Consider the following 20,947-nt stretch of genomic DNA (forward strand, 5'->3'; position numbering starts at 1 on the left):
GCCCGCGTCCTGCTCGATCTCGGGCAGAATGCCCGGCGTGGACGCCACCGACGCCCGTCTGCTGCAGGCCCTGACCGACGCGCCGCGCGCGTCGGTGCTCGCGCTGGCGCAGCGGCTCGGGATCTCCCGCAACACCGTGCAGGCGCGGCTGGCCGCCCTGGAGGCCCGCGGCGTGCTCGGTTCCTTCGAGCGGCGGATCGACCCGGCGGCGCTGGGCTACCCGCTCACCGCGTTCGTCTCGGTGCAGGTCGTGCAGCGGCGCCTGGCCGACGTCGCCGACGCGCTGGAGCGGGTGCCGGAGGTCGTCGAGGTGCTGGGGCTGTCGGGCGAGGCCGACCTGCTCTGCCAGGTCGTCGCCCGCGACGCCGACGACCTCTACCGCATCGCCGGGCAGCTCCTGGCCACCGACGGGGTGGAGCGCACGACCACCTCGCTGGTGATGCGGCGGCTCGTCGAGCACCGCCTCGGACCGCTGCTGGAGCGGATCAGCGGCGTGTGACAACCGCGCGGCGATCGCGCTCCTGCGGTTGACGTCCCCGGTGAACGGGGCGGATCGTGTCGTGAACGACCGAATGGTCCGTCCGGGGGACTCCGGACGGGCGCAGGACACGAGCCGTGAGGGGGAGGCCCCGTTCCACCGGGGCCGACGACGATGACCATTCAGGAGACACCGCGCAGCGAGGAGCCCGTCTCGGACGGGCCGGCCTCCGACGTCCTGGCGGCCCCGGCCGCCGACCAGCGCCATCCCGTCGACCGCGTCATCTTCGGCGTCGCCGCCGTGCTGGTGATCGCGTTCATCGTCTGGGGGGCCTCGTCCACCGACACGCTCAGCGCGGTCGCCTCCACCGTCCTGTCCGGCATCATGAACGCCGGTGGCTGGGCGTTCGTGCTGGCCGCGAGCGGGTTCGTCGTGTTCGCGCTCTACCTGGCGTTCAGCCGGTTCGGCAAGATCCCGCTCGGCCGCGACGACGAGGGCCCGGAGTTCCGGACCGTCTCGTGGATCGCGATGATGTTCAGCGCCGGCATGGGCATCGGCCTGATGTTCTACGGCGTGAGCGAGCCGCTGTCGCACTTCACCTCTCCCCCGCCCGGGACGGTGGCCGCGGGCGACCCGGCGGCGCTCGACGTCGCCATGGCCACCACGCTGTTCCACTGGACGCTGCACCCGTGGGCCATCTACGCGGTGGTCGGCCTCGCGATCGCGTACTCGACGTTCCGCCGCGGGCGCCGCCAGCTGATCAGCTCCGCGTTCGCGCCGCTGCTCGGCGAGAAGCGCACCGAGGGCCCGCTGGGCAAGGCCATCGACATCCTCGCGATCTTCGCGACGCTGTTCGGCTCGGCCGCCTCGCTCGGGCTGGGCGCGCTGCAGATCGGTGCGGGCCTGCAGATCAACGGCTTCCCCGTCCCCGACGCGATCAAGCCGCTGCTCGTCGGCATCATCGCGGTGCTGACGATCGCGTTCGTCTGCTCCGCCGTCACCGGCGTCGCCAAGGGCATCCAGTGGCTGTCCAACATCAACATGGTGCTGGCGGGCGTGCTCGCCGTCGTCGTGTTCGTCGGCGGGCCGACCATCCTCATCCTCAACCTGCTGCCCACCGCGATCGGCGACTACGTCGGCAACCTCTCCGAGATGGCCTCGCGCACCGCGGCCAACGGCGGCGACCCGACGGCCGAGTGGCTGTCGGGCTGGACCGTCTTCTACTGGGCCTGGTGGATCTCCTGGACGCCGTTCGTCGGCATGTTCATCGCCCGGATCAGCCGCGGGCGCTCGATCCGCCAGTTCGTCACCGGCGTCATCCTCATCCCGAGCGCGGTGAGCCTCGTCTGGTTCGCGATCTTCGGCGGGGCGGCCATCGACCAGCAGCGCGCGGTCGACCCGACCGGCGCCGTGGGCCTGGCGTCCCAGTCGACCGAGGGCCAGCTGTTCGGGCTGCTCGGCTCGATGCCGGGCGGCAGCCTGCTCAGCATCCTCGCGATGGTGCTCATCGCGATCTTCTTCGTCTCCGGCGCCGACGCCGCGTCGGTGGTCATGGGCACCCTGTCCTCGCGCGGCTCGATCGAGCCCGCGCGCTGGGTGGTGATCTTCTGGGGCATCGTGATGGGCGGGATCGCCATCATCATGCTGCTGGTCAGCCCCGGCGACGAGGCGCTGCAGGGCATCCAGAACATCACGATCATCATGGCCGCGCCGTTCGCGATCGTGATGGTGGCGCTGTGCGTCGCGCTCACCAAGGACCTGCGCGACGACCCCCTGATGCGGCGGGACGTCCGCTCCCAGGAGGCCGTCGAGCAGGCGGTGGTGTACGGCACCCGGAACTACGGGGACGACTTCCACCTGTCGGTGAAGAAGATCAAGGAGTAGGCGCGGTCTCCAGCACGACCTTGCCGGTGACGCGGCGCTCGTCGATCGTGGCGAGCGCCGCGTCCGCCTTCTCCAGCGGGAACGTCGCGCTGATCAGCGGGTCCAGCGCGCCGGAGCGCAGGTGCGGCTCCAGGTCGGCCCACTGCTCCGCGACGTAGCCGGGGCGGCCGAGGGCGAACGCGCCCCAGCCGACGCCGACGACGTCGACGTTGTTGAGCAGCAGCCGGTTCACCTTGACCGTGGGGATGTCCCCCGCGGTGAACCCGACGACCAGCAGCCGGCCCTCGGGGCGCAGGCAGCGCAGGGAGTCGGTGAAGCGGTCGCCGCCCACCGGGTCGACGACCAGGTCGACGCCGCCGAGCTCCTTGACCGCGTCGCGGAAGCCGTCGGCGAGGACGGTGTGCGTGGCCCCGGCCGCCCGGGCGACCTCGGCCTTCTCCGGCGTCGACACGACGGCGACCACCTCGGCGCCGAGCGCGGCCGCGAGCTGGACGCACGCGGTGCCGACGCCGCCCGCCGCGCCCTGCACGAGCACCCGCTGCCCGGCCTCGAGCCGGCCGCGGCGGCGCAGCGCGAACTGCGCGGTGAGGTAGTTCATCGGCAGGCAGGCGCCCGCGGCGAAGGAGACCTCGTCGGGGAGCGGGAAGACGTGGTCGGCGTGCACGGCCACCACCTCGGCGAACGCGCCGATCGTGGTGAACGCGCAGACGCGGTCGCCCGCGCTCACCGCGGCCCCCTCCGGGGCCTCGCGCACCACGCCGGCGATCTCCGAGCCGAGCGTGAACGGCGGGTCGGGCTTGTACTGGTAGAGCCCCTTGCTCTGCAGCACGTCGGGGAAGTTCACGCCCGCCGCGCGCACGTCGACCAGGACCTGGTCGGCCCCGCGCTCCGGCTCGGGGACCTCCCGCACCTCCACCGCCGCCGGGCCCTCCAGCCGCACCACCTGCACTGCGCGCACGCGCCACCTCCGCTTCGTCGTCGACGGTCATCCTGCACCGGGAGCGGGCGGCGGCGCAGGGCTCAGGCGGGGACGCCGTCGCCGTAATGCGCGGAGTGGCGGCTGCGGGTCAGCTCCTCCACCAGGGTCGTCAGCCAGCCGTCGACGCGCTGCTGGACGCGCTCGAGCCCGTCGAGCTCGCAGGCGAGGTCCAGCGCGTCCCCTCCGCCGCCGTCGAGGGCCCGGCGCAGGTCGCCCCGCACGCGCTCGATCCGGGCGCGGCAGCCGTCGGCGGTCTCGACGTGGGCGTCGAGGCGGGTGCGCTGGTCGTCGGAGATCCCGGACGGGACCGAGGCGACGAGCTGCTCGAGGCGGTGTGGGTGCACGGATCTCCCCCTGCTGTGATCGTGGTCACCGACGACGCTAGATCGCCCGGGCTGTTCACGGAAGGCCCCTACGGTCACCGGCGTGGCGTACCTCGGCGACACCGCCCTGTTCCTGCGCGAGTTCGCCCGCGACCCGCTGCACACCGCGGCGGTGGCCCCCAGCTCGTCCGCGCTGGCCACGGCCATGGTCGCGGCCGTCCCGGCGGGGGCGACGGTCGTCGAGCTCGGGCCCGGCACCGGCGCGTTCACCCGCGCGCTGCGGGAACGGGCCCCCGCGCGGCACCTCGCCGTCGAGCTCAACCCGCGCTGGGCGACGCTGATCACGCAGCGGCACCCCGACGTCGACGTGGCCGTCGCCGACGCCCGCACGCTGCCCGCGCTGCTCGCGGAGCGGGGGATCCCGCAGGTGGACGCCGTGGTCAGCGGCCTGCCGTGGGTCGCGTTCGCCGACGGCTCGCTGCACCGGGTGATCGCCGACGCCCTCGCCCCCACCGGCGTGTTCACCCAGTTCGCCTACTCCGCCACGCGCTGGGCGCCGCCCGCCCGCCGGCAGCTCGCCGACCTCCGGACCCACTTCGCCCAGGTCGTGACCACGCCGGTCGTCTGGCGGAACCTGCCGCCCGCCGTGGTCCGCGAGGCACGCACGCCGGTGCGCCGCTGAGTCACCCCACCCCCGTCGATCGCCGCGATCGGGCAGTGCCAAGGTGGGTCGAGTGCGACTCGTATTCGGCCCGGAGGACGTGGAGGTCTACGCCGCTGCCCGCGACCGGCTGCGGCTGCACATCGTCGCCTGGGCCCGGCGCCGGGGCATCGAGGTGGAGCCCGCGCTCGTCGCCGCCGCGCTGGACCACAAGCACGGCGTCGACGGCCGGCTGGCGCACTGGACCCGCGCCCACGTGGCCGACGCGCTCGCCGTCTGGTTCCCCCGCACGGTGGCGCTGCGCGACGACGACCGCGACGCCGTCCCCGTCGCCCTGCACGCGCTGATCGGGTTCCTCGCCGAGCACGACTGGCTCGACTCCCGCTCGGCCCCGGCCGCCGAGCTGCACGCCCAGGTCGACGGCTCCACCCCCGCCCTGCACGACGCGCTCGACGACGAGCGCAACCACGACCTCGGCACGTTCTGGGCCGTGCAGATGCTGCGCCACGGCGTGCCGACCGGTGACGCGGCCGCGGTCACCCGGTTCCTGGAGCGGGTCGACCGCGGGGAGCTGGAGATCGACCGGGCCGCGCTCGCGGAGATCACCAGCCGCCAGCGGGTCCCCGAGCAGTCCCCTCCTCCCCCGCTGCTGCCGGTGATCCTGCCCGGGGCGGCGCACCTGCTGGCCGCGGCCGACTCGTCGGTGGCGCTGTCGCGGCTGCGCGCGTTCACCCGCTGGGTGCGGGCCGGGCGCGCGGTCACCCGCGAGGGGCACCTGCTGCTCGGCGACGCCCGGTCGGTGGCCGAGCAGCTCGACCTCGACCACTTCTCCCGCGCCCGCGCCCGCACCAGCGACGACCTGCCCGAGATCACGCTGCTGCTGACCTGGGCGAAGCAGGCCCGGCTGGTGCGGATCGTCAACGGGCGGCTGGTGCAGGTCAAGAGCGCGGCCCCGCTGCTGAGCCGGCCGATCGAGATGTGGCGGCGCGCGTTCGAGGCCGTCGGGCGGATCGGTGAGCACTTCGGCGGCAGCAACGTGTTCGGGGCCCCGTCGCTGTTCGGGATGAGCCTGGGCGAGGCGCTGCCGCTGCTGCTGCACCAGCTCTACGCGGCGGGCGGCGACCCGATCCCGGTCGAGCGCTTCCACCGGGCCGTGCGCGAGACCGTCAACCGGCGGATGGGGTGCGTGGTCGACGACCTCGCCGGCGACGTCGAGCAGCGGCTGTGGCGCCGCGACGTCACCGCACTGCTCGACGCACTGGAGCTGCTCGGCGCCGTGCACCTCTCGGAGAGCCTCGACACCGACGACCACGAGGAGCTCGCCGAGCTCGCCGGCCGCGACGACCCGGACCCGACGTGGGTGGAGCTCACGCCGATCGGGCTGTGGGCGGTGCACGAGATGCTCGTCGACTCCGGGGTGCACGTGCCGGTGGTCGGCGAGCTGGCCGACGAGGACGTCGAGTACGTGTGCGTCCGGATGGCCCGTGCGCGCCCCGAGGTGGCCGACGCCGAGCTGGCCGCGTGGGTCGCCGCCCGTCCGGGGCGGGCCGCCGCGCAGGAGCTCCTGCGCTTCCTCAACCGGGTGGAGGAGCCGCGGCACCGGGAGCTGGCGCTGCGCGCGCTGGCCCGCACCGGCAGCCCGGCCCGCGAGCGCAGCAGGCGCGCGCACCGGCCGGTCGCGACCGGGGCCCAGCCGCGGGTGGAGTGCGACGCGCGGGCGCGGCGGCCCTGATCCCCTGCCCGGTGTGCCGGGTCAGCGACGCTCGGCGGGGCGCCGGGTCCGACGCCGCCAGAGCGTGAGGGCCCAGACCCCGTAGACGCCGAGCGTGGCGACGACGATCGCCGTGCCCGACTCCGCGAGCCCCAGCCCGAGCGCCACCAGGAGCACCGCGACCAGCACGACCGGCAGCGTGAGGACGAGCAGCGTCGTGGTGCGGCCGGAGCCCCAGCGGCGCGGGCGCAGCGCACCGGCCGTCAGCGTGCCGAACAGGGTGCCGCTGAGCGTCCAGAACAGCAGGCCGGTCTCGAAGGAGACGTTCTCCAGCACCAGGAAGTGCGCCACCGCCCCGAGCAGCAGCGCCGTGGCCAGCAGCGCGCGCCGGGGGCGCGGCGGTGGGGTCGCCTCGGCGGGTTCCGGGGCCGGCCACGGGGCGTCGGGGCCGGGACCCTGCCCGGGTCCGGAGGCCGGACGGCTCTGGAGGGGACGGCTCTGGGGCGGGAGGCTCTGGGGCGGGAGGCCGGGCGCCGGACCGTTCGCGACCGGACGGTACGGGGCCGAACGGTCCGGCCCGCCGTCGCTCGCCGGCCGACCGTCCGGGATCCGGCCGTCGGGGACCCGGCTGTCGGGGGCCCGGCTGTCGGGGGCCCGGCTGTCGGGGGCCCGGCTGTCGGGGGCCCGGCCGTCGGGGGCCCGGCCGTCGGGGCGCGGGAAGGAGGCCGGGGCCGGGTGCTGCGCGCCCGCCGGCACGGGCACCGTCGCGGGATCCGGGACGCGCTCGGGGTCGAGTGCGGCGCGGGCGTCGGCGGCGAGCTCCCCCGCGGTGGGGTACCGCTGCGCCGGGTCCTTCGCCATCGCCCGCGCCACGACGGCGTCGAGCCCGGGCGGGGCGCCGTGCTCGGACGGGCGCGGCGGGGCGTCGCGCACGTGGGCGTTCATCAGCGCGGCGGGCTCGCGGTCCGGGAACGGGCGGCGCCCGGTCAGCGACTCGAAGAGCAGACAGCCCAGCGCGTAGACGTCGGAGCGGCCGTCGACGTCGAGACCGCCGAACCGCTCGGGCGCCATGTAGTCGAGCGTGCCGACGGTGGCACCGCTGGCCGTCAGCGACCCGCCCGAGGTCTGCCGGGCGATGCCGAAGTCGCCGAGGTAGGCGAACCGGGGCGTGCTCGGGCGGTCGCGGGTGAGGAACACGTTGGCGGGCTTGACGTCGCGGTGCACCAGCCCGGCCTCGTGCGCGGCGTCGAGCGCGCTCGCGACCTGCCCGATCATCACGACGGCGGACTCGGCGTCGAGGGGGCCGGAGCCGGACAGGACGGCGGCGAGGTCGTCGCCGTCGACGAAGCGCATGTCGAGGAACAGCTGCCCGTCGATCTCGCCGTGCTTGTGGATCGGGACGACGTGCGGGTCGGTGAGCTGCGCCGCCACCAGCGCCTCCCGGCGGAACCGCTGCCGGTACTCGGGATCGGCGGACAGGTCGGCGGTGAGCACCTTGAGGGCGACCGTGCGGGCGAGGTCGGTGTCGAAGGCGCGGAAGACCCGGCCCATGCCGCCCTGCCCGAGCAGACCGTCGAGCCGGTAGGGACCGAACATCTCCGACGCCACCCAGCCTCCGTCCCCGAACCGCCCGGTGAGCCTACCCGCGCGGGTGCATGATGGCCGGATGTCGCGGATCGATCACGGCTTCCCCGTCGGCGGCGACGAGTGCGCGGCGTGGCTCTACCGCCCCGACCCCGACCCCGACCGCGCCGACGGCCCCGTCCCCGCCGTGGTCCTCGCCCACGGTTTCGGGATGACCCGCGACTGCCGCCTCGACGCCTGGGCGCGGCGGTTCGCCGCGGCCGGGTTCGCCGCGCTGGTGTTCGACTACCGCGGCTTCGGCGACTCCGGCGGCCGGCACCGGCAGGTCCTCGACATCGCCGCGCAGCGGGCCGACTGGCGGGCCGCCGTCGCGCACGTGCGGGCCACCGACGGGATCGACCCCGACCGCGTCGCGCTGTGGGGCACCTCCTTCAGCGGCGGGCACGTGCTGTCGGTCGCCGCGGACGACCCGCGGCTGGCCGCCGTCGTCGCGCAGGTGCCCTTCGTCGACGGCCCGGCGCTGCTGCGCGGCGCCCGGCGCGGGCCCCGCGAGCCCGGCGCGCTCGCGGCCCGGGTCCGGCACACCGCCCGGCTCGTCGGGGCCGCGCTGGGCGACGAGGTGCGCGGCCGGCTCGGGCGCGCCCCGCTGCTGGTGCCGGTGGCGGGCGAGGTGGGCAGCGGCGCGGTGATCGCCGGGCCCGGCGCGGAGCGCGCGATCCGCCACCTCGTGCCCGACGGCGTGGCGTGGCGCAACGAGGTGGCGGCGCGGATCGCGCTGCGCGTGCCGCTGGACCGGCCGGGACGGCGGGCGTCGCAGATCCGGTGCCCGCTGCTGGTCGCGGTGTGCGACGGCGACACCGTGACCCCGCCGGGGCCGGCGCTCGCGGTGGCGGCCGCCGCCCCGCGCGGCGAGGCCGTCCGGCACGCGTTCTCGCACTTCGAGGCCTACGTCGGAGCCGGGTTCGAGGCGCTGTGCGCCCAGGAGGTGGAGTTCCTCAGCCGCCACCTGCGCGCGCCGGGCGGGACCACAGCGACACCGCCCACAGCCCGTAGACCACCAGCGCCACCACCGTGAAGACGATGCCGGCCGCGGCGTTGTCGGGGGTGTCGCTGGAGTAGCCGGTGGGCAGCGCGCCGAGCACGAGGGCCAGGAACACGGCGGCCGCCACCAGCGGGACCGCGACGACCACCAGCGCCACCCGCCGCCCCCCGCCCCAGGACGGCCTGCGCCGGTTGTCCACGGCGAGCGTGCCGAACACGATCCCGGACAGCCACATCATCACGAGGATCCCGTTGAGCTCGAACGTGGCCAGCACCAGCAGGTGCAGCAGCGCGCCTGCGCCGATCCCGAGGATCCCGGCCGTCGAGGGCGCCCGGCGGCGGGCGGGCTCCAGCGGTCGTGAGAGCCCGGCCGGGGCCGAGAACCCGACCCGGTGGACCGAGCCCAGCGCGTCGCCGGACCGCACCACCGACCCCGGGCCGACGCCCGGGACGACCAGCAGCCCGGCCTGCGGGTCGGCCACCGGCCGGCTCTGCCCGTCGCGCATCCGGACGACCATCACGACGGTGCCGGCGACGTAGGGCTGCCCCGGTGCGACCAGCCACCGCTCGACCTGCCCCACCCCCTCCGGCACGTCGAGGCGCAGGGGCTCGGTGCCGTGGGCGACGGGCGCCGCCTTCTCCAGCGGCACCACGGGCGGGGCCGCGGGCACGTGGCCCGACAGCGCCGCCCGGGCGGCGCCCGCCAGCGCCCCGGCGGTGGCGTGGCGCTGCGCGGGGTCCTTGGCCATGCCGCGGGCGACGACCGCGTCCAGGCCCGCGGGCACCGGGTGCGTCGCCGACGGCCGGGGCGGCGCGAGGTTGAGGTGGGCGTTCATCAGGGCCGGCAGCTCGTCGCCGGCGAACGGCTTGCGGGCGGTCAGCGCCTCGTGCAGCAGGCAGGCGAGCGCGTAGACGTCGGCACGGGCGTCGACCTCGCGGCCGAGGAACCGCTCGGGCGCCATGTAGTCGAGGGTGCCGAGCGTCGTGCCGGTGGCGGTGAGCGTCGACGACGACGCGCTCCGCGCGATCCCGAAGTCGCCGAGGTAGGCGAAGCGCGGCCCGCCGGGGCGGCCGCGGGTGAGGAACACGTTGGCCGGCTTCACGTCGCGGTGCACCAGCCCGGCCTCGTGCGCGGCGTCCAGCGCGCTCGCGACCTGCTCCACCACGCGGACGGCCGACTCGGCGTCGAGCGGGCCGTCGCGGCGCAGGACCTTCGACAGGTCGTCGCCGTCGACGAGGCGCATGTCCAGGAACAGCTGCCCGTCGATCTCGCCGTGGCGGTGGATCGGGACGACGTGCGGGTCGGTCAGCTGCGAGGCGACCTTGGCCTCGCGGCGGAAGCGCTGCCGGTACTCCGGGTCGGCGGACAGGGCGGCGGGCAGCACCTTGAGCGCGACGGGCCGGTCCTGGTCGGTGTCGAACGCGCGGTAGACGCGGCCCATCCCGCCCTGCCCGAGCAGCCCGTCGAGCCGGTAGGGCCCGAACATCTCCTCCGTCACGCGACGAGACTAGAGGGGCGCCCCGGGAGGTCGCCCGGACGCGCCGCCGGGCCCTACGCCAGTGCGGCGCTCACGACGTCCCGGGCCTCGCCCTGGATCCGGGCCAGGTGCTCGGCCCCCCGGAAGCTCTCGGCGTAGATCTTGTAGACGTCCTCGGTCCCCGACGGGCGCGCGGCGAACCACCCGCCGTCGGTGACGACCTTGAGCCCGCCCAGCGCGGCCCCGTTGCCGGGGGCCTCGGTGAGGCGCGCGGTGATCGGCTCGCCGGCGAGCTCGGTGGCCGACACGTCGGAGGCGGACAGCTTCCCGAGCTTCGCCTTCGCCTCGGGGGTGGTGGCGACGTCGGTGCGCGCGTACTCGGGCGCGCCGAAGCGGTCGGTGAGCTCGCAGTAGCGCTCGCTCGGCGTCCGCCCCGTGACGGCGAGGATCTCCGAGGCGAGCAGCGCGAGGATGATCCCGTCCTTGTCGGTGGTCCACACGCCGCCGTCGCGGCGCAGGAACGAGGCCCCCGCGCTCTCCTCCCCGCCGAAGCCGAACGAGGCGTCGATCAGGCCGGGCACGAACCACTTGAACCCGACGGGGGTCTCGACGAGCGTCCGGCCGAGGTCGGCGGCCACGCGGTCGATCATCGACGAGCTGACGGCGGTCTTGCCGATCCCGGCGTCGGCCGGCCAGCCGGGGCGGTTCGCGAACAGGTAGCCGATGGCGACGGCGAGGAAGTGGTTGGGGTTCATCAGGCCGTCGGCGGTGACGATGCCGTGCCGGTCGGCGTCGGCGTCGTTGCCGGTGGAGATCTGGAAGGCGTCGCGGTTGGCGACGAGGGAGGCCATCGCGTACGGCGACGAGCAGTCCATCCGGATCTTGCCGTCCCAGTCCAGCGTCATGAACCCGAACTGCGGGTCGACGTCCGGGTTGACCACGGTGAGGTCGAGGCGGTGGCGCTCCGCGATCGCCCCCCAGTAGGCGACGCTCGCGCCGCCGAGCGGGTCGGCGCCGATGCGCACGCTCGCGGCCCGGATCGCGTCGAGGTCGACCACCTGCGGGAGGTCCTCGACGTAGGCGCCGAGGTAGTCGTAGCGGCCGATGGCGTCGCGGTCCAGCGCGGTGCGGCGGACGCCGTCGAGCTTCGCGGCCAGCAGGGCGTTGGCGCGGTCGGCGATCCACCGCGTGGCGTCGGAGTCGGCGGGCCCGCCGTGCGGGGGGTTGTACTTGAAGCCGCCGTCGGCGGGCGGGTTGTGCGACGGGGTGACGACGACGCCGTCGGCCAGCCCGCCGACCTTCCCGCGGTTGTGGGTGAGGATCGCGTGCGAGACCGCGGGCGTCGGGGTGAAGGCGTCGTCGGCGTCGGCGAGGACGTGGACGTCGTTGGCCGCGAACACCTCGATCGCGGTGATCCACGCCGGTTCGGAGAGCGCGTGGGTGTCGCGGCCGATGAACAGCGGCCCGTCGATGCCCTGCCCGGCGCGGTACTCGCAGATCGCCTGGCTGGTGGCGGCGATGTGGTCGTCGTTGAACGTGGTGAGCAGTGACGACCCGCGGTGCCCCGACGTCCCGAACGCCACCCGCTGCGCCGGGTCGTCCGGGTCGGGGCGGCGGTCGGCGTAGGCGTCGAGCAGGGCTCCGACGTCGACGAGGTCCTCTGCTCGGGCGGGGGTGCCGGCGCGGGGGTGGGTCGACATCGGGGGCGCTCCTTCACGTGCGGGATGGTCGGGACCACCCTGCCGTGTCGGGGCCCGCCGCGCTGCACCGGTCGGCGATCAGCGCGGTACCGGTCAGGCGGAGATCCGGCCCTGCTGCTGCGGGATGCGGGCGTGCACCTCGGCCGGGGTGAGCGGGCGGCTGCTGTCGGTGGCCAGGTGGAAGTGCCCGCTGCGCGAGCGGCCGCACAGGTAGGAGCGCAGGGCGCGGGCGCCGAGGGCCTCCAGCTCGCGGGCGGCGGTCTCGGCGTCCTCGCGGGTGGAGTAGATGACCTTGCCGTCGGTGCCGCGGCCCTGGCGCAGGGCGACGACGCCGGCGAGCTCGGCCTGGCTGGGGGTGCAGAACACGGGGCGGCCGCTCTTCGTCAGCCGGGCGTGGCGGTGCAGGACCTCGCTGCGCGCGGCGTCGCGGATGCCCTGGGCGGTGCTCGGCTCGACGATCGCGAACGGCACCGGGGTGTGCCGGACGGGGGTGAGCGGGGCGCGCTGGGCGGGGATGTCGCGCGGGCTGGGCACGGCGCGGGGGCCACGCTGGGCGGGGATCGCGGTCCGTCCGGGGATGTCGGCGTGCATCTCGGCCCTCCTCGAAGTCGTGGTGTGTTGTCCACCAGATCGCGTGGAGGACACTCTGCCGTTATCCGGACGGGAGCGGGATCGCTCGATCGTGTCGAGTATCGCGCAGGGTGACCGAGCGTGATCGTTGCGGAGCCGCGTGCGGGACTGTCGGACCCCCGCTCTAGCGTGTGGGCATCCGATCGGGAGGGGGTCACCGTGCTGCACGTCCACCGCGCCGAGCGAGCCGACGCCCTCGCCGAGGCCCTCGCCGACGTCCTGCGCACGCCGCTGGACGACCCGTTCGCCGCCGAGGTCGTCGCCGTGCCGGCGCGGGGCATCGAGCGCTGGCTGGCCCAGCGGCTCTCGCACCGGCTGGGCACCGACACCGGCGGCGGGGTGTGCGCGGGCGTGGAGTTCCCCTCGCCGGGGCGGGTGCTGGCCGCCGCCGTGAGCGCCGCCGTCGGGGTCGGGCCGGCCGACGACCCGTGGCGCCCGGAGCGCGTGGTGTGGCCGCTGCTGGAGGAGCTCGACGCCGCGGCCGGGCAGCCGTGGTGCCCCGACCTGCGGGCGCACCCGCGCTGGGCCACGGCCCGGCGCATCGCCGACCTGTTCGCCGCCTACGCCGAGCACCGCCCCGGCATGCTCGACGACTGGCGCGCGGGTGCCGACGCCCCGGGCGACCTGGGGTGGCAGTCGGAGCTGTGGCGCCGCGTCCGGGCCCGCATCGGCACCCCGGGGCCCGCGGAGCGGCTGCGCACCGCGGTCGACGCGCTGCGCGCCGACCCGTCGCTGGCCGACCTCCCGCCGCGGCTGTCGCTGTTCGGGCCCACCCGGCTGAGCACCGAGCAGCTCGTCCTGCTCCACGCGCTGGCCGCGCACCGCGACGTGCACCTGTGGCTGCCGCACCCCTCCCCCGCCCTCTGGGCGGCCGTCGCGGAGCGGGCGCCGTCGTCGGTGCCGCCGCGGGCGGCCGACCCCACGGCGGGCGCGGTCACCCACCCCCTGCTGTCCTCGCTGGCCCGCGACGTGCGGGAGCTGCAGGTCCGGCTCGTCGGCGCCGCTCCGGGGTTCGTCGACCACCACCACCCCGCGGCCGATCCCCCGCCCACGCAGCTCGGCCGGCTGCAGCGGGCGCTGCGCGACGACCGTCCGGGCGACGTGGGCGCGGCCGACGGGTCGGTGCAGGTGCACGCGTGCCACGGCGCGCACCGGCAGGTCGAGGTGCTGCGCGAGGTGGTGGTCGGGCTGCTCGCCGCCGACCCCTCGCTCGAACCGCGCGACGTGCTGGTCATGTGCCCCGACATCGAGACCTTCGCCCCGCTGGTCTCCGCCGCGTTCGGCCTCGGCGAGCTGGGCACCGCGGTGCACCCCGGGCAGCACCTGCGGGTCCGGCTGGCCGACCGCGCGCTGCGCCGGGTCAACCCGCTGCTCGACACCGTCGCCGCGCTGCTCGAGCTGGCCTCGGCCCGGCTCACCGCGTCGCAGCTGCTCGACCTGCTGGCCTCCGAGCCCGTCCGCACCCGCTTCCGGCTCGACGACGACGACGTCGTGCGCATCCGCGAGCTCGTCGTGGCCTCGGGCGTGCGGTGGGGGCTCGACGCCGCGCACCGCGCCCCGTTCCACCTCGACGGGTTCGGGCAGAACACCTGGGCGGCCGGGCTCGACCGGCTGCTGCTCGGCGTCACGATGTCGGGCGACTGGCTGGGCACCGCGCTGCCGCTCGACGTGGAGTCCGGCGACGTCGAGCGGGTGGGGCGGCTCGCCGAGTTCGTGCACCGGCTCAGCGGCGTGCTGGCCCGGCTGCGCACCCCGCAGCCGCTGGCCGACTGGGTCGACGCCCTCACGGCCGGCCTCGACGCCCTCACCGCCACCTCCGCCACCGACGAGTGGCAGGCCGGCCAGGCCCGCGGCGAGCTGGCCGAGGCGCTGCGCACCGCGGGGCCGCACGGGTCCCGCACCGCGCTGGGGCCCGTCGACGTCGCGGGCCTGCTCGACGAGCGGCTGCGCGGGCGCCCGAGCCGGGCCAACTTCCGCACCGGCACGCTCACCGTCGCCACGCTGGTCCCGATGCGGTCGGTGCCCCACCGCGTGGTCTGCCTGCTCGGCCTCGACGACGGCGTGTTCCCCCGCGCGGGCGTGCCCGACGGCGACGACGTGCTCGCCCGCGACCCGCTGGCCGGGGAGCGCGACGCCCGCAGCGAGGACCGCCAGCTCCTGCTCGACGCGGTGTGCGCGGCCACCGACCACCTCGTCGTCGTGCACTCCGGGGCCGACGAGCGCACCGGCGCGCGGCGCCCCCCGGCGGTGCCGCTCGGGGAGCTGCTCGACGTCGTCGGGCCGTCCGTGGTGGTGCGCCACCCGCTGCAGCCCTTCGACGCGCGCAACTTCACCTCGGGCGAGCTCGGCGTCGGGCGGCCGTTCAGCTTCGACCGCGCCGAGCGGGCCGGGGCGCGCGCCGCCGTCGCGGTGAAGGCCCCGCCCGCGCCCTTCCTGCCCGGGCCGCTGCCCGCCCGCGACGAGCCGGTGGTCGTCCTCGACGACCTGGTGGCGTTCGCCGAGCACCCGGTGAAGGCGTTCCTCAAGCAGCGCGTCGGGCTGTCGCTGTTCACCCGCGACGACGACCCCGACGACGCGCTGCCCGTCGAGCTCGACGGCCTGGAGCAGTACGCGATCGGCTCGCGGCTGCTGGCCGACCGGCTCGCCGGGCACGACCTGGCGCACTGCCGGGCCGCCGAGTGGCGCCGGGGCGACCTCCCGCCGGGGCCGCTCGGCGACGCCCTGCTCGCGCGCGTCGTCGACGGGGTGGAGCTGCTGGCCGCCGCGGCCGGGACGCTCCGGACGGGCGAGCCGGGGTCGCGCGACGTCGACGTCGAGCTGGCCGACGGCACGCGGGTCGTGGGCACCCTCGACGGGCTGCACGACCGCACGCTGCTGCGCGTCGAGTACTCCCGGCTCAAGCCCGCCCAGCGGGTGCGGGCGTGGGTGCGGCTGCTCGCGCTCACCGCGGGCACCGGCGAGGGCTGGCGGGCGGTGAGCCTGGGCCGCGCGTCCCGGGACGGGATCGCCCGGGCCACGCTCGCCCCGGTCACGCCCGAGCACGCCCGCGAGGTGCTCGCCGACCTCGTCGCGCTGCGCCGCGAGGGGCTGCGGGCGCCGCTGCCGCTGGCCACGCAGACCGGGGCCGAGTACGCCCGCCGCCGCCTCGGCGGGGCCGATCCCGGCATCGCGCTGGCCGACGCCCTGCGCACCTGGACCGGCGCCATCGGCGAGGGCGCCGACGACGCGCACGTGCGGGTCTGGGGCGCCGGGGCCGACCTCGCGGCCGAGGACGGCCCGCCCGGCGGGGAGCCCACGCGGTTCGGCGCGCTGGCGATGGGGCTGTGGGCCCCGCTGCTGGCCCAGGAGGGGGTGGACTTCCCGTGACGGCCGTACTGGCGCCGTCGGCGTTCGAGGTCACCGGCCCGCTGCCCACCGGCACCACCGTGCTGGAGGCCAGCGCGGGCACCGGCAAGACGTTCACGATCGCCGCGCTCGCCGCCCGCTACGTCGCCGAGGGCCGGGCCACCCTGCCCGAGCTGATGCTGGTCACCTTCGGCCGCGAGGCCACCACGGAGCTGCGCGAGCGGGTGCGCGACCGGCTAGTCACCGCGCAGCGCGGGCTCGCCGACCCGGTGGCGGCCCGCGCGGGCGACGACGAGGTGCTCGCCCTGCTCGCCGACGCCCCGCCCGGGGAGATCGCGGCCCGGCGCGCCCGGCTCACCCGGGCCCTCGCCGGGTTCGACGCCGCCACGATCGCCACCACGCACCAGTTCTGCCAGCAGATGCTCGCCGGGCTCGGGGTGGCGGGCGACACCGACCCCGGCGCGGAGTTCGTCGAGTCGATCGACGACCTCATCTCCGAGGTCGTCGACGACTTCTACGTGCGCAAGTACGGCGCGCGCGGGGCGGGCAACCCGGCGTTCGGGCGCGCCGAGGCGGGCAAGCTGGCCCGGGCCGCGGTGCTCGACGGCCAGGCCCGGCTCGAACCGGCGCACGCCCCCGACGGCTCCCCCGCGCAGGTGCGCCACCGGTTCGCCACCGCGGTGCGCGGCGAGGTGGCCCGCCGCAAGCGGGAGCGGCGCCTCTACACCTACGACGACATGCTCACCCGCCTGTCGGCCGCCCTGCAGGACGCCGACGGCACGGCCGCGCGACGCCTGCGCTCCCGCTACGGCGTCGTGCTCGTCGACGAGTTCCAGGACACCGACCCGGTGCAGTGGCACATCCTGCGCACGGCGTTCCACGGGCACACCACGCTCGTCCTGATCGGCGACCCCAAGCAGGCGATCTACGCCTTCCGCGGCGCCGACGTCGTCAGCTACCTCGACGCCACCACCGCGGCCGACCGGCACGCCACCCTGGCCCGCAACTGGCGCAGCGACGCCCCGCTGCTGCACGCCCTCGACACCCTGTTCGACGGCGCCGCGCTCGGCGACGACCGCATCCGCGTGCACACCGTCGAGGCCGCGCACCCGGCCCCGCGGCTGGCGGGCGCACCCGTCGACACGCCCGTGCGGATCCGGGTGCTGGCCCGCGACGGGCTCCCCCAGTCCGGGCGCAGGCTCGCGCTCGCGCCACCGGCCCGGGCCCGCGTGGCCCGCGACTGCGCCGCCGAGATCGCCGCCCTGCTCGCGAGCCCGGCCCGGCTCGACGGGGAGCCCGTCCAGCCGGGCGACGTCGCCGTGCTGGTGCGCACCAACGAGCAGGCGTCGGTGGTGCGGGCGGCGCTGGCGCGCGTCGGGGTGCCTGCGGTGTCGTCGGGCACGGCGAGCGTGTTCGGCACACCGGTCGCGAAGGAGTGGCTGACGCTGCTGGAGGCCCTGGAGCAGCCGCGCGCGTTCCGGGTGCGGGCCGCGGCGCTCACCTGCTTCGTCGGCGTCACCGCGGCGCAGCTGTGCTCGGAGGGGGCCGACGACCTGCTCGACCACCTCGGCGGCACCCTGCGCGACTGGGCCGCGGTGCTGCACCGCGGCGGGATGGCGGCGCTGCTGGAGGCCGTCACCGGCACCGAGCTGCCCGAGCGCATCCTCGGCACCACCGACGGCGAGCGCACCCTCACCGACCTGCGCCACGTCGCCCAGTCGCTGCACGCGGCGGCCACCGCCCAGCACCTCGGGCCGTCGGCCCTGGTCGACTGGCTGCGCCACCGCATCGCCGACGCCGCCACCGACGTCGGATCCGAGCGCAGCAGGCGGCTGGAGTCCGACGCCGCGGCGGTGCAGATCATCACCGTGCACCGCAGCAAGGGGCTGGAGTTCCCGGTCGTGCACGTGCCCTTCGCGTGGGACCGCTACGTGGGCGACCCGCCGTTCCCGCTGCTGCACGACGAACGCGGCGCGCGGGTGCTCGACGTCGGCGGCCCCACCGGTGAGTCGTGGGCGGCCCACTGCGACCGGCACCGCGCAGAGGAGGCGGGTGAGGACCTGCGGCTGCTCTACGTGGCGCTGACGCGGGCGCGCAGCCAGGTCGTCACGTGGTGGGTGCCGGCCACCACGGTCGGGTCGTCGCCGCTGCACCGGGTGCTGTTCGGGCGCGGTTCCGGCGGCACGCTCGCGGAGTCCTACAAGGTGCCCGCCGACCCGATCGCGCTGCACGCACTGGCGGCCCTGGAGTCGTCGACCATCGCGGTGGAGGCCGTGGGCCCGCCCGCCGACCCGGTGTTCGTCCCGGCCGAGCGCTCCGCGGGCGAGCCGGCGGTGGCGGCGTTCGACCGCGTCCTCGACACCGCGTGGCGGCGCACCTCCTACACCGCGCTCACGGCCACCGCGGGCCACCACGCCCCCACCGCGCTCACCGAGCCCGACGAGGCCGGCACCGACGACGAGCCGGAGCTCGAACCCGTCGACGGCGCCACCGGGCCCGCCGACCCCTCGCCGATGGCCGCGCTCCCGCTGGGCGCCGCGTTCGGCACCCTCGTGCACGCGGTGTTCGAGTCGGCCGACCTCACCGCCCCCGACCTCGCCGCCGAGCTCACCGCCCACGCCGCGGAGCAGCTCGCGTTCCGCCCGATCGCCGGCCTCGACGCCGCCGCGCTCGGCTCCGCGCTGCTCCCGGCCGTGCAGACCCCGCTCGGGGCGCTCGCCGACGGGCTGCGGCTGGCCGACGTCGCGCCGCGCGACCGCCTCGCCGAGCTCGACTTCGAGCTGCCGCTGGCCGGCGGCGACGACGCGACCGGTCCCCCGCTCACGCTCGACGCGCTGGTCCCGCTGCTCCGGACGCACCTGCCCCCGGCCGACCCGCTGCACGCCTACGCCGACGACCTCGCCGCGCTGGAGCCGTCCCCGCTGCGCGGCTACCTCACCGGCAGCATCGACGCCGTGCTCCGCCTGCCCTCCGGCCGGTTCGCCATCGTCGACTACAAGACCAACTGGCTCGGCGCCCCCGGCGAGCCGCTGACGGCCGCGCACTACACCCCGGCGCGGCTGGCGGTGGCGATGCGCGGGGCCCACTACCCGCTGCAGGCGCTGCTCTACGGCGTCGCGCTGCACCGCTACCTGCGGTGGCGGCTGCCCGGCTACGACCCGGGGCGCCACCTCGGCGGGGTGCTCTACCTGTTCGTCCGCGGGATGTGCGGTCCCGCCACGCCGGTCGTCGACGGCACGGCCTGCGGGGTGTTCGGCTGGGCTCCCCCGCCCGCGCTCACCGTCGAGCTGTCGGCGCTGCTGGAGCGGGGGGCGCCGTGACCGCTCCCGTGCTCCCCGAGGTCGACGTCCACGACGCCCGGTTCGTGCTCGGCGCGTCCGGCCTGCTGGCGGGCTTCAACGCGGCCGGGGTCCTCGACGCCGCCGACGTGCACACCGCCGAACGGGTCGGCGGCCTCGGCGGCGAGCCCGACGAGACCGTGCTGCTCGCGCTCGCGCTCGCCGTGCGCGCGGTCCGGCTCGGGTCGGTCTGCGTCGACCTCGCGGCGGCCGACCGCACGGTGCTCGGCGAGGGCGACGAGCTCGTCGACGTCTCCGCACTGCCCTGGCCCGATCCCGGCCCGTGGCACGACGCCTGCCTGCGCAGCCCGCTCGTGGCCGACGGCGCCGACGCCCCGGCCGGGCGGCCGCTGCGGATGGTCGCGGGGCAGCTCTACCTGGAGCGGTACTGGCGCGAGGAGGAGCTGGTGCGGCTCTCGCTGCGCGAACGCGCCGCCGCCGCCCCGCCGCAGCACGACCTCCCGGCGCTCCGGGCCGGGCTCGACGACCTGTTCCCCGACCCCCGCGCGCTGCGCCAGCGCCAGGCCGCCGCCGTGGCGTCGCTGCGCCGGGTCACCGTGCTCGCCGGCGGGCCCGGCACCGGCAAGACCACGACCGTCGCCAAGCTGCTGGAGCTGCTGCTCCGCCAGCCCGGTCCGGCGCCGCGGATCGCGCTGGCCGCGCCCACGGGCAAGGCCGCGGCCCGGCTGCAGGAGGCCGTCACCGGGAGCCTGCCCGGCGAGCTGCGGGGGCGGGTGAGCGAGGCGTCCACGCTGCACCGGCTGCTCGGCTGGCGTCCCGGCGGCGGGTCGGGGGCGTTCCGGCACGACCGCACGCACCGGCTGCCGTTCGACGTCGTGGTCGTCGACGAGACGTCGATGGTGTCGCTGACGATGATGGCCCGGCTGCTCGACGCCGTGCGCCCGGACGCGCGGCTGGTGCTGGTCGGCGACCCCGACCAGCTCGCCTCGGTGGAGGCCGGGGCCGTGCTGGGCGACCTCGCGCGCGCCGCCGGGCGCCCCGAGCCCGTCCTCGACGCCCACCTCGCCGCGCTCGGCCTGCCCGCCGGGGTCGTGCACGGCGTCGTCACCCTCGACCACACCTGGCGCTTCGACGGCGCGATCGCCGACCTGGCCCGCGCGGTCCAGCAGGGCGACGCCGACACCGCGCTCGCCGTCCTGCGCCGCGACGACCCGCAGCTCGCGTTCACCGAGAGCACCGACGAGGCGCGGGCCGACGTGGTCGCCGCCGGGCGGGCGCTGGCCGCGGCCGCGCGGGCGGGCGACGTCGGGGCGGCGGTGGGCGGGCTCGACGCGCACCGGGTGCTGTGCGCGCACCGCCGCGGGCCCTACGGGGTGGCCCGCTGGACCGCCGACGTCGACCGCTGGCTGGGCCACGGCCGGCCCGGGTCGCGCGAGCTCTGGTATCCCGGACGCGCGGTGCTGGTCACCACCAACGACTACGACGCGGGGCTGTTCAACGGCGACACCGGCGTCGCGGTGGAGACCCCCGACGGGCTGCGCGTCGCGTTCGCCCGCGGCGGCCCGCCCACCCTGTTCGCCCCGTCGCGCCTGTCGGAGGTCACCGGGGTGCACGCGATGACGGTGCACCGCGGCCAGGGCAGCCAGTTCCGGCGGGTCACGGTGGTGCTGCCGCCCGCGGAGTCGCCCCTGCTCACCCGCGAGCTGCTCTACACCGCGGTCACCCGGGCGCGGGAGTTCGTGCGCGTGGTCGGCACGGCCGACGCCGTCCGGGCCGCGGTGGAGCGCCCGGTCGCCCGGGCCAGCGGCCTGCGCCACCGCCTCGACGACTGACC

Annotated in this window: 13 protein-coding genes and 2 pseudogenes; 9 read left to right on the forward strand and 6 right to left on the reverse strand. The window is 76.6% G+C overall.

Translation table 11 applies throughout. From position 1 onward, the window contains the following. Positions 1-28: 28 nt before the first annotated feature. Positions 29-499 carry an Lrp/AsnC family transcriptional regulator gene (locus H6H00_RS30040; RefSeq protein WP_185718982.1) on the forward strand — a complete coding sequence of 157 codons (471 nt, stop codon included), beginning with the start codon at positions 29-31 and terminating at the stop codon, positions 497-499. A 153-nt stretch (positions 500-652) separates the two neighbouring features. Next, positions 653-2,362: a BCCT family transporter gene (locus H6H00_RS30045; protein WP_185718983.1), complete on the forward strand. Its 1,710-nt coding sequence runs from the start codon at positions 653-655 to the stop codon at positions 2,360-2,362. Here H6H00_RS30045 and H6H00_RS30050 read toward each other — a convergent pair. Next, positions 2,352-3,320, reverse strand: coding sequence for an NADPH:quinone oxidoreductase family protein (locus H6H00_RS30050; RefSeq protein WP_185718984.1), 969 nt, complete (start codon positions 3,318-3,320; stop codon positions 2,352-2,354). The genes H6H00_RS30045 and H6H00_RS30050 overlap by 11 nt on opposite strands. Positions 3,321-3,382: 62 nt before the next feature. After that, positions 3,383-3,685, reverse strand: coding sequence for a hypothetical protein (locus tag H6H00_RS30055; RefSeq protein ID WP_185718985.1), 303 nt, complete (start codon positions 3,683-3,685; stop codon positions 3,383-3,385). A gap of 82 nt (positions 3,686-3,767) precedes the next feature. Here H6H00_RS30055 and H6H00_RS30060 point away from each other — a divergent pair, with 82 nt between their 5' ends. The 3 genes and pseudogenes from H6H00_RS30060 to H6H00_RS32940 all read left to right on the forward strand — a co-directional run. Next, positions 3,768-4,346: a class I SAM-dependent methyltransferase gene (locus tag H6H00_RS30060; protein WP_255425448.1), complete on the forward strand. Its 579-nt coding sequence runs from the start codon at positions 3,768-3,770 to the stop codon at positions 4,344-4,346. Positions 4,347-4,398: 52 nt separating this feature from the next. Beyond that, a complete protein-coding gene (locus tag H6H00_RS30065; protein ID WP_185718986.1) occupies positions 4,399-6,057 on the forward strand; it encodes a hypothetical protein in 1,659 nt (552 codons plus the stop codon). Positions 6,058-6,406: 349 nt separating this feature from the next. After that, a pseudogene (locus H6H00_RS32940) lies at positions 6,407-6,691 on the forward strand (hypothetical protein); the annotation flags it as partial. Positions 6,692-6,882: 191 nt separating this feature from the next. On the opposite strand, the pseudogene H6H00_RS32945 reads toward H6H00_RS32940, so the two are convergent. Next, positions 6,883-7,632 (reverse strand): annotated as a pseudogene (locus H6H00_RS32945) (serine/threonine-protein kinase); the annotation flags it as partial. Between the two features lie 70 nt (positions 7,633-7,702). Between H6H00_RS32945 and H6H00_RS30075 the strand changes: the two are divergent. Beyond that, positions 7,703-8,695, forward strand: coding sequence for an alpha/beta hydrolase (locus H6H00_RS30075; RefSeq protein WP_185718988.1), 993 nt, complete (start codon positions 7,703-7,705; stop codon positions 8,693-8,695). Here H6H00_RS30075 and H6H00_RS30080 read toward each other — a convergent pair. The 3 genes from H6H00_RS30080 to H6H00_RS30090 all read right to left on the reverse strand — a co-directional run bounded on the left by H6H00_RS30080 (position 8,616) and on the right by H6H00_RS30090 (position 12,430). After that, positions 8,616-10,160 (reverse strand): serine/threonine-protein kinase, encoded by a 1,545-nt coding sequence (locus H6H00_RS30080; RefSeq protein ID WP_255425449.1) that lies wholly within the window; start codon positions 10,158-10,160, stop codon positions 8,616-8,618. The two genes, H6H00_RS30075 and H6H00_RS30080, sit on opposite strands and share 80 nt — an antisense overlap. Positions 10,161-10,213: 53 nt before the next feature. After that, positions 10,214-11,839, reverse strand: coding sequence for a phosphoglucomutase (alpha-D-glucose-1,6-bisphosphate-dependent) (gene pgm / locus H6H00_RS30085; RefSeq protein ID WP_185718989.1), 1,626 nt, complete (start codon positions 11,837-11,839; stop codon positions 10,214-10,216). 93 nt (positions 11,840-11,932) lie between these two features. Further along, positions 11,933-12,430, reverse strand: a complete 498-nt coding sequence (locus H6H00_RS30090; protein ID WP_185718990.1) for a hypothetical protein — start codon at positions 12,428-12,430, stop codon at positions 11,933-11,935. Between the two features lie 198 nt (positions 12,431-12,628). On the opposite strand from H6H00_RS30090, the gene recC reads away from it, so the two are divergent. Genes recC through recD form a run of 3 tightly spaced genes read left to right on the forward strand, consistent with a single transcriptional unit; the run spans position 12,629 to position 20,945 of the window. Next, on the forward strand, positions 12,629-15,835 hold the full coding sequence (gene recC, locus H6H00_RS30095) for an exodeoxyribonuclease V subunit gamma (protein ID WP_185718991.1): 3,207 nt from the start codon (positions 12,629-12,631) through the stop codon (positions 15,833-15,835). Then, positions 15,832-19,134, forward strand: coding sequence for a UvrD-helicase domain-containing protein (locus H6H00_RS30100; RefSeq protein ID WP_185718992.1), 3,303 nt, complete (start codon positions 15,832-15,834; stop codon positions 19,132-19,134). The genes recC and H6H00_RS30100 overlap by 4 nt, the downstream gene beginning before the upstream one ends. Continuing rightward, positions 19,131-20,945: an exodeoxyribonuclease V subunit alpha gene (gene recD / locus H6H00_RS30105; RefSeq protein ID WP_255425450.1), complete on the forward strand. Its 1,815-nt coding sequence runs from the start codon at positions 19,131-19,133 to the stop codon at positions 20,943-20,945. Before H6H00_RS30100 ends, recD begins: the two co-directional genes overlap by 4 nt. Positions 20,946-20,947: the final 2 nt, after the last annotated feature.

The sequence above is a fragment of the Pseudonocardia petroleophila genome, from assembly GCF_014235185.1.
In the GTDB taxonomy this organism is placed as follows: Bacteria; Actinomycetota; Actinomycetes; order Mycobacteriales; family Pseudonocardiaceae; genus Pseudonocardia; species Pseudonocardia petroleophila.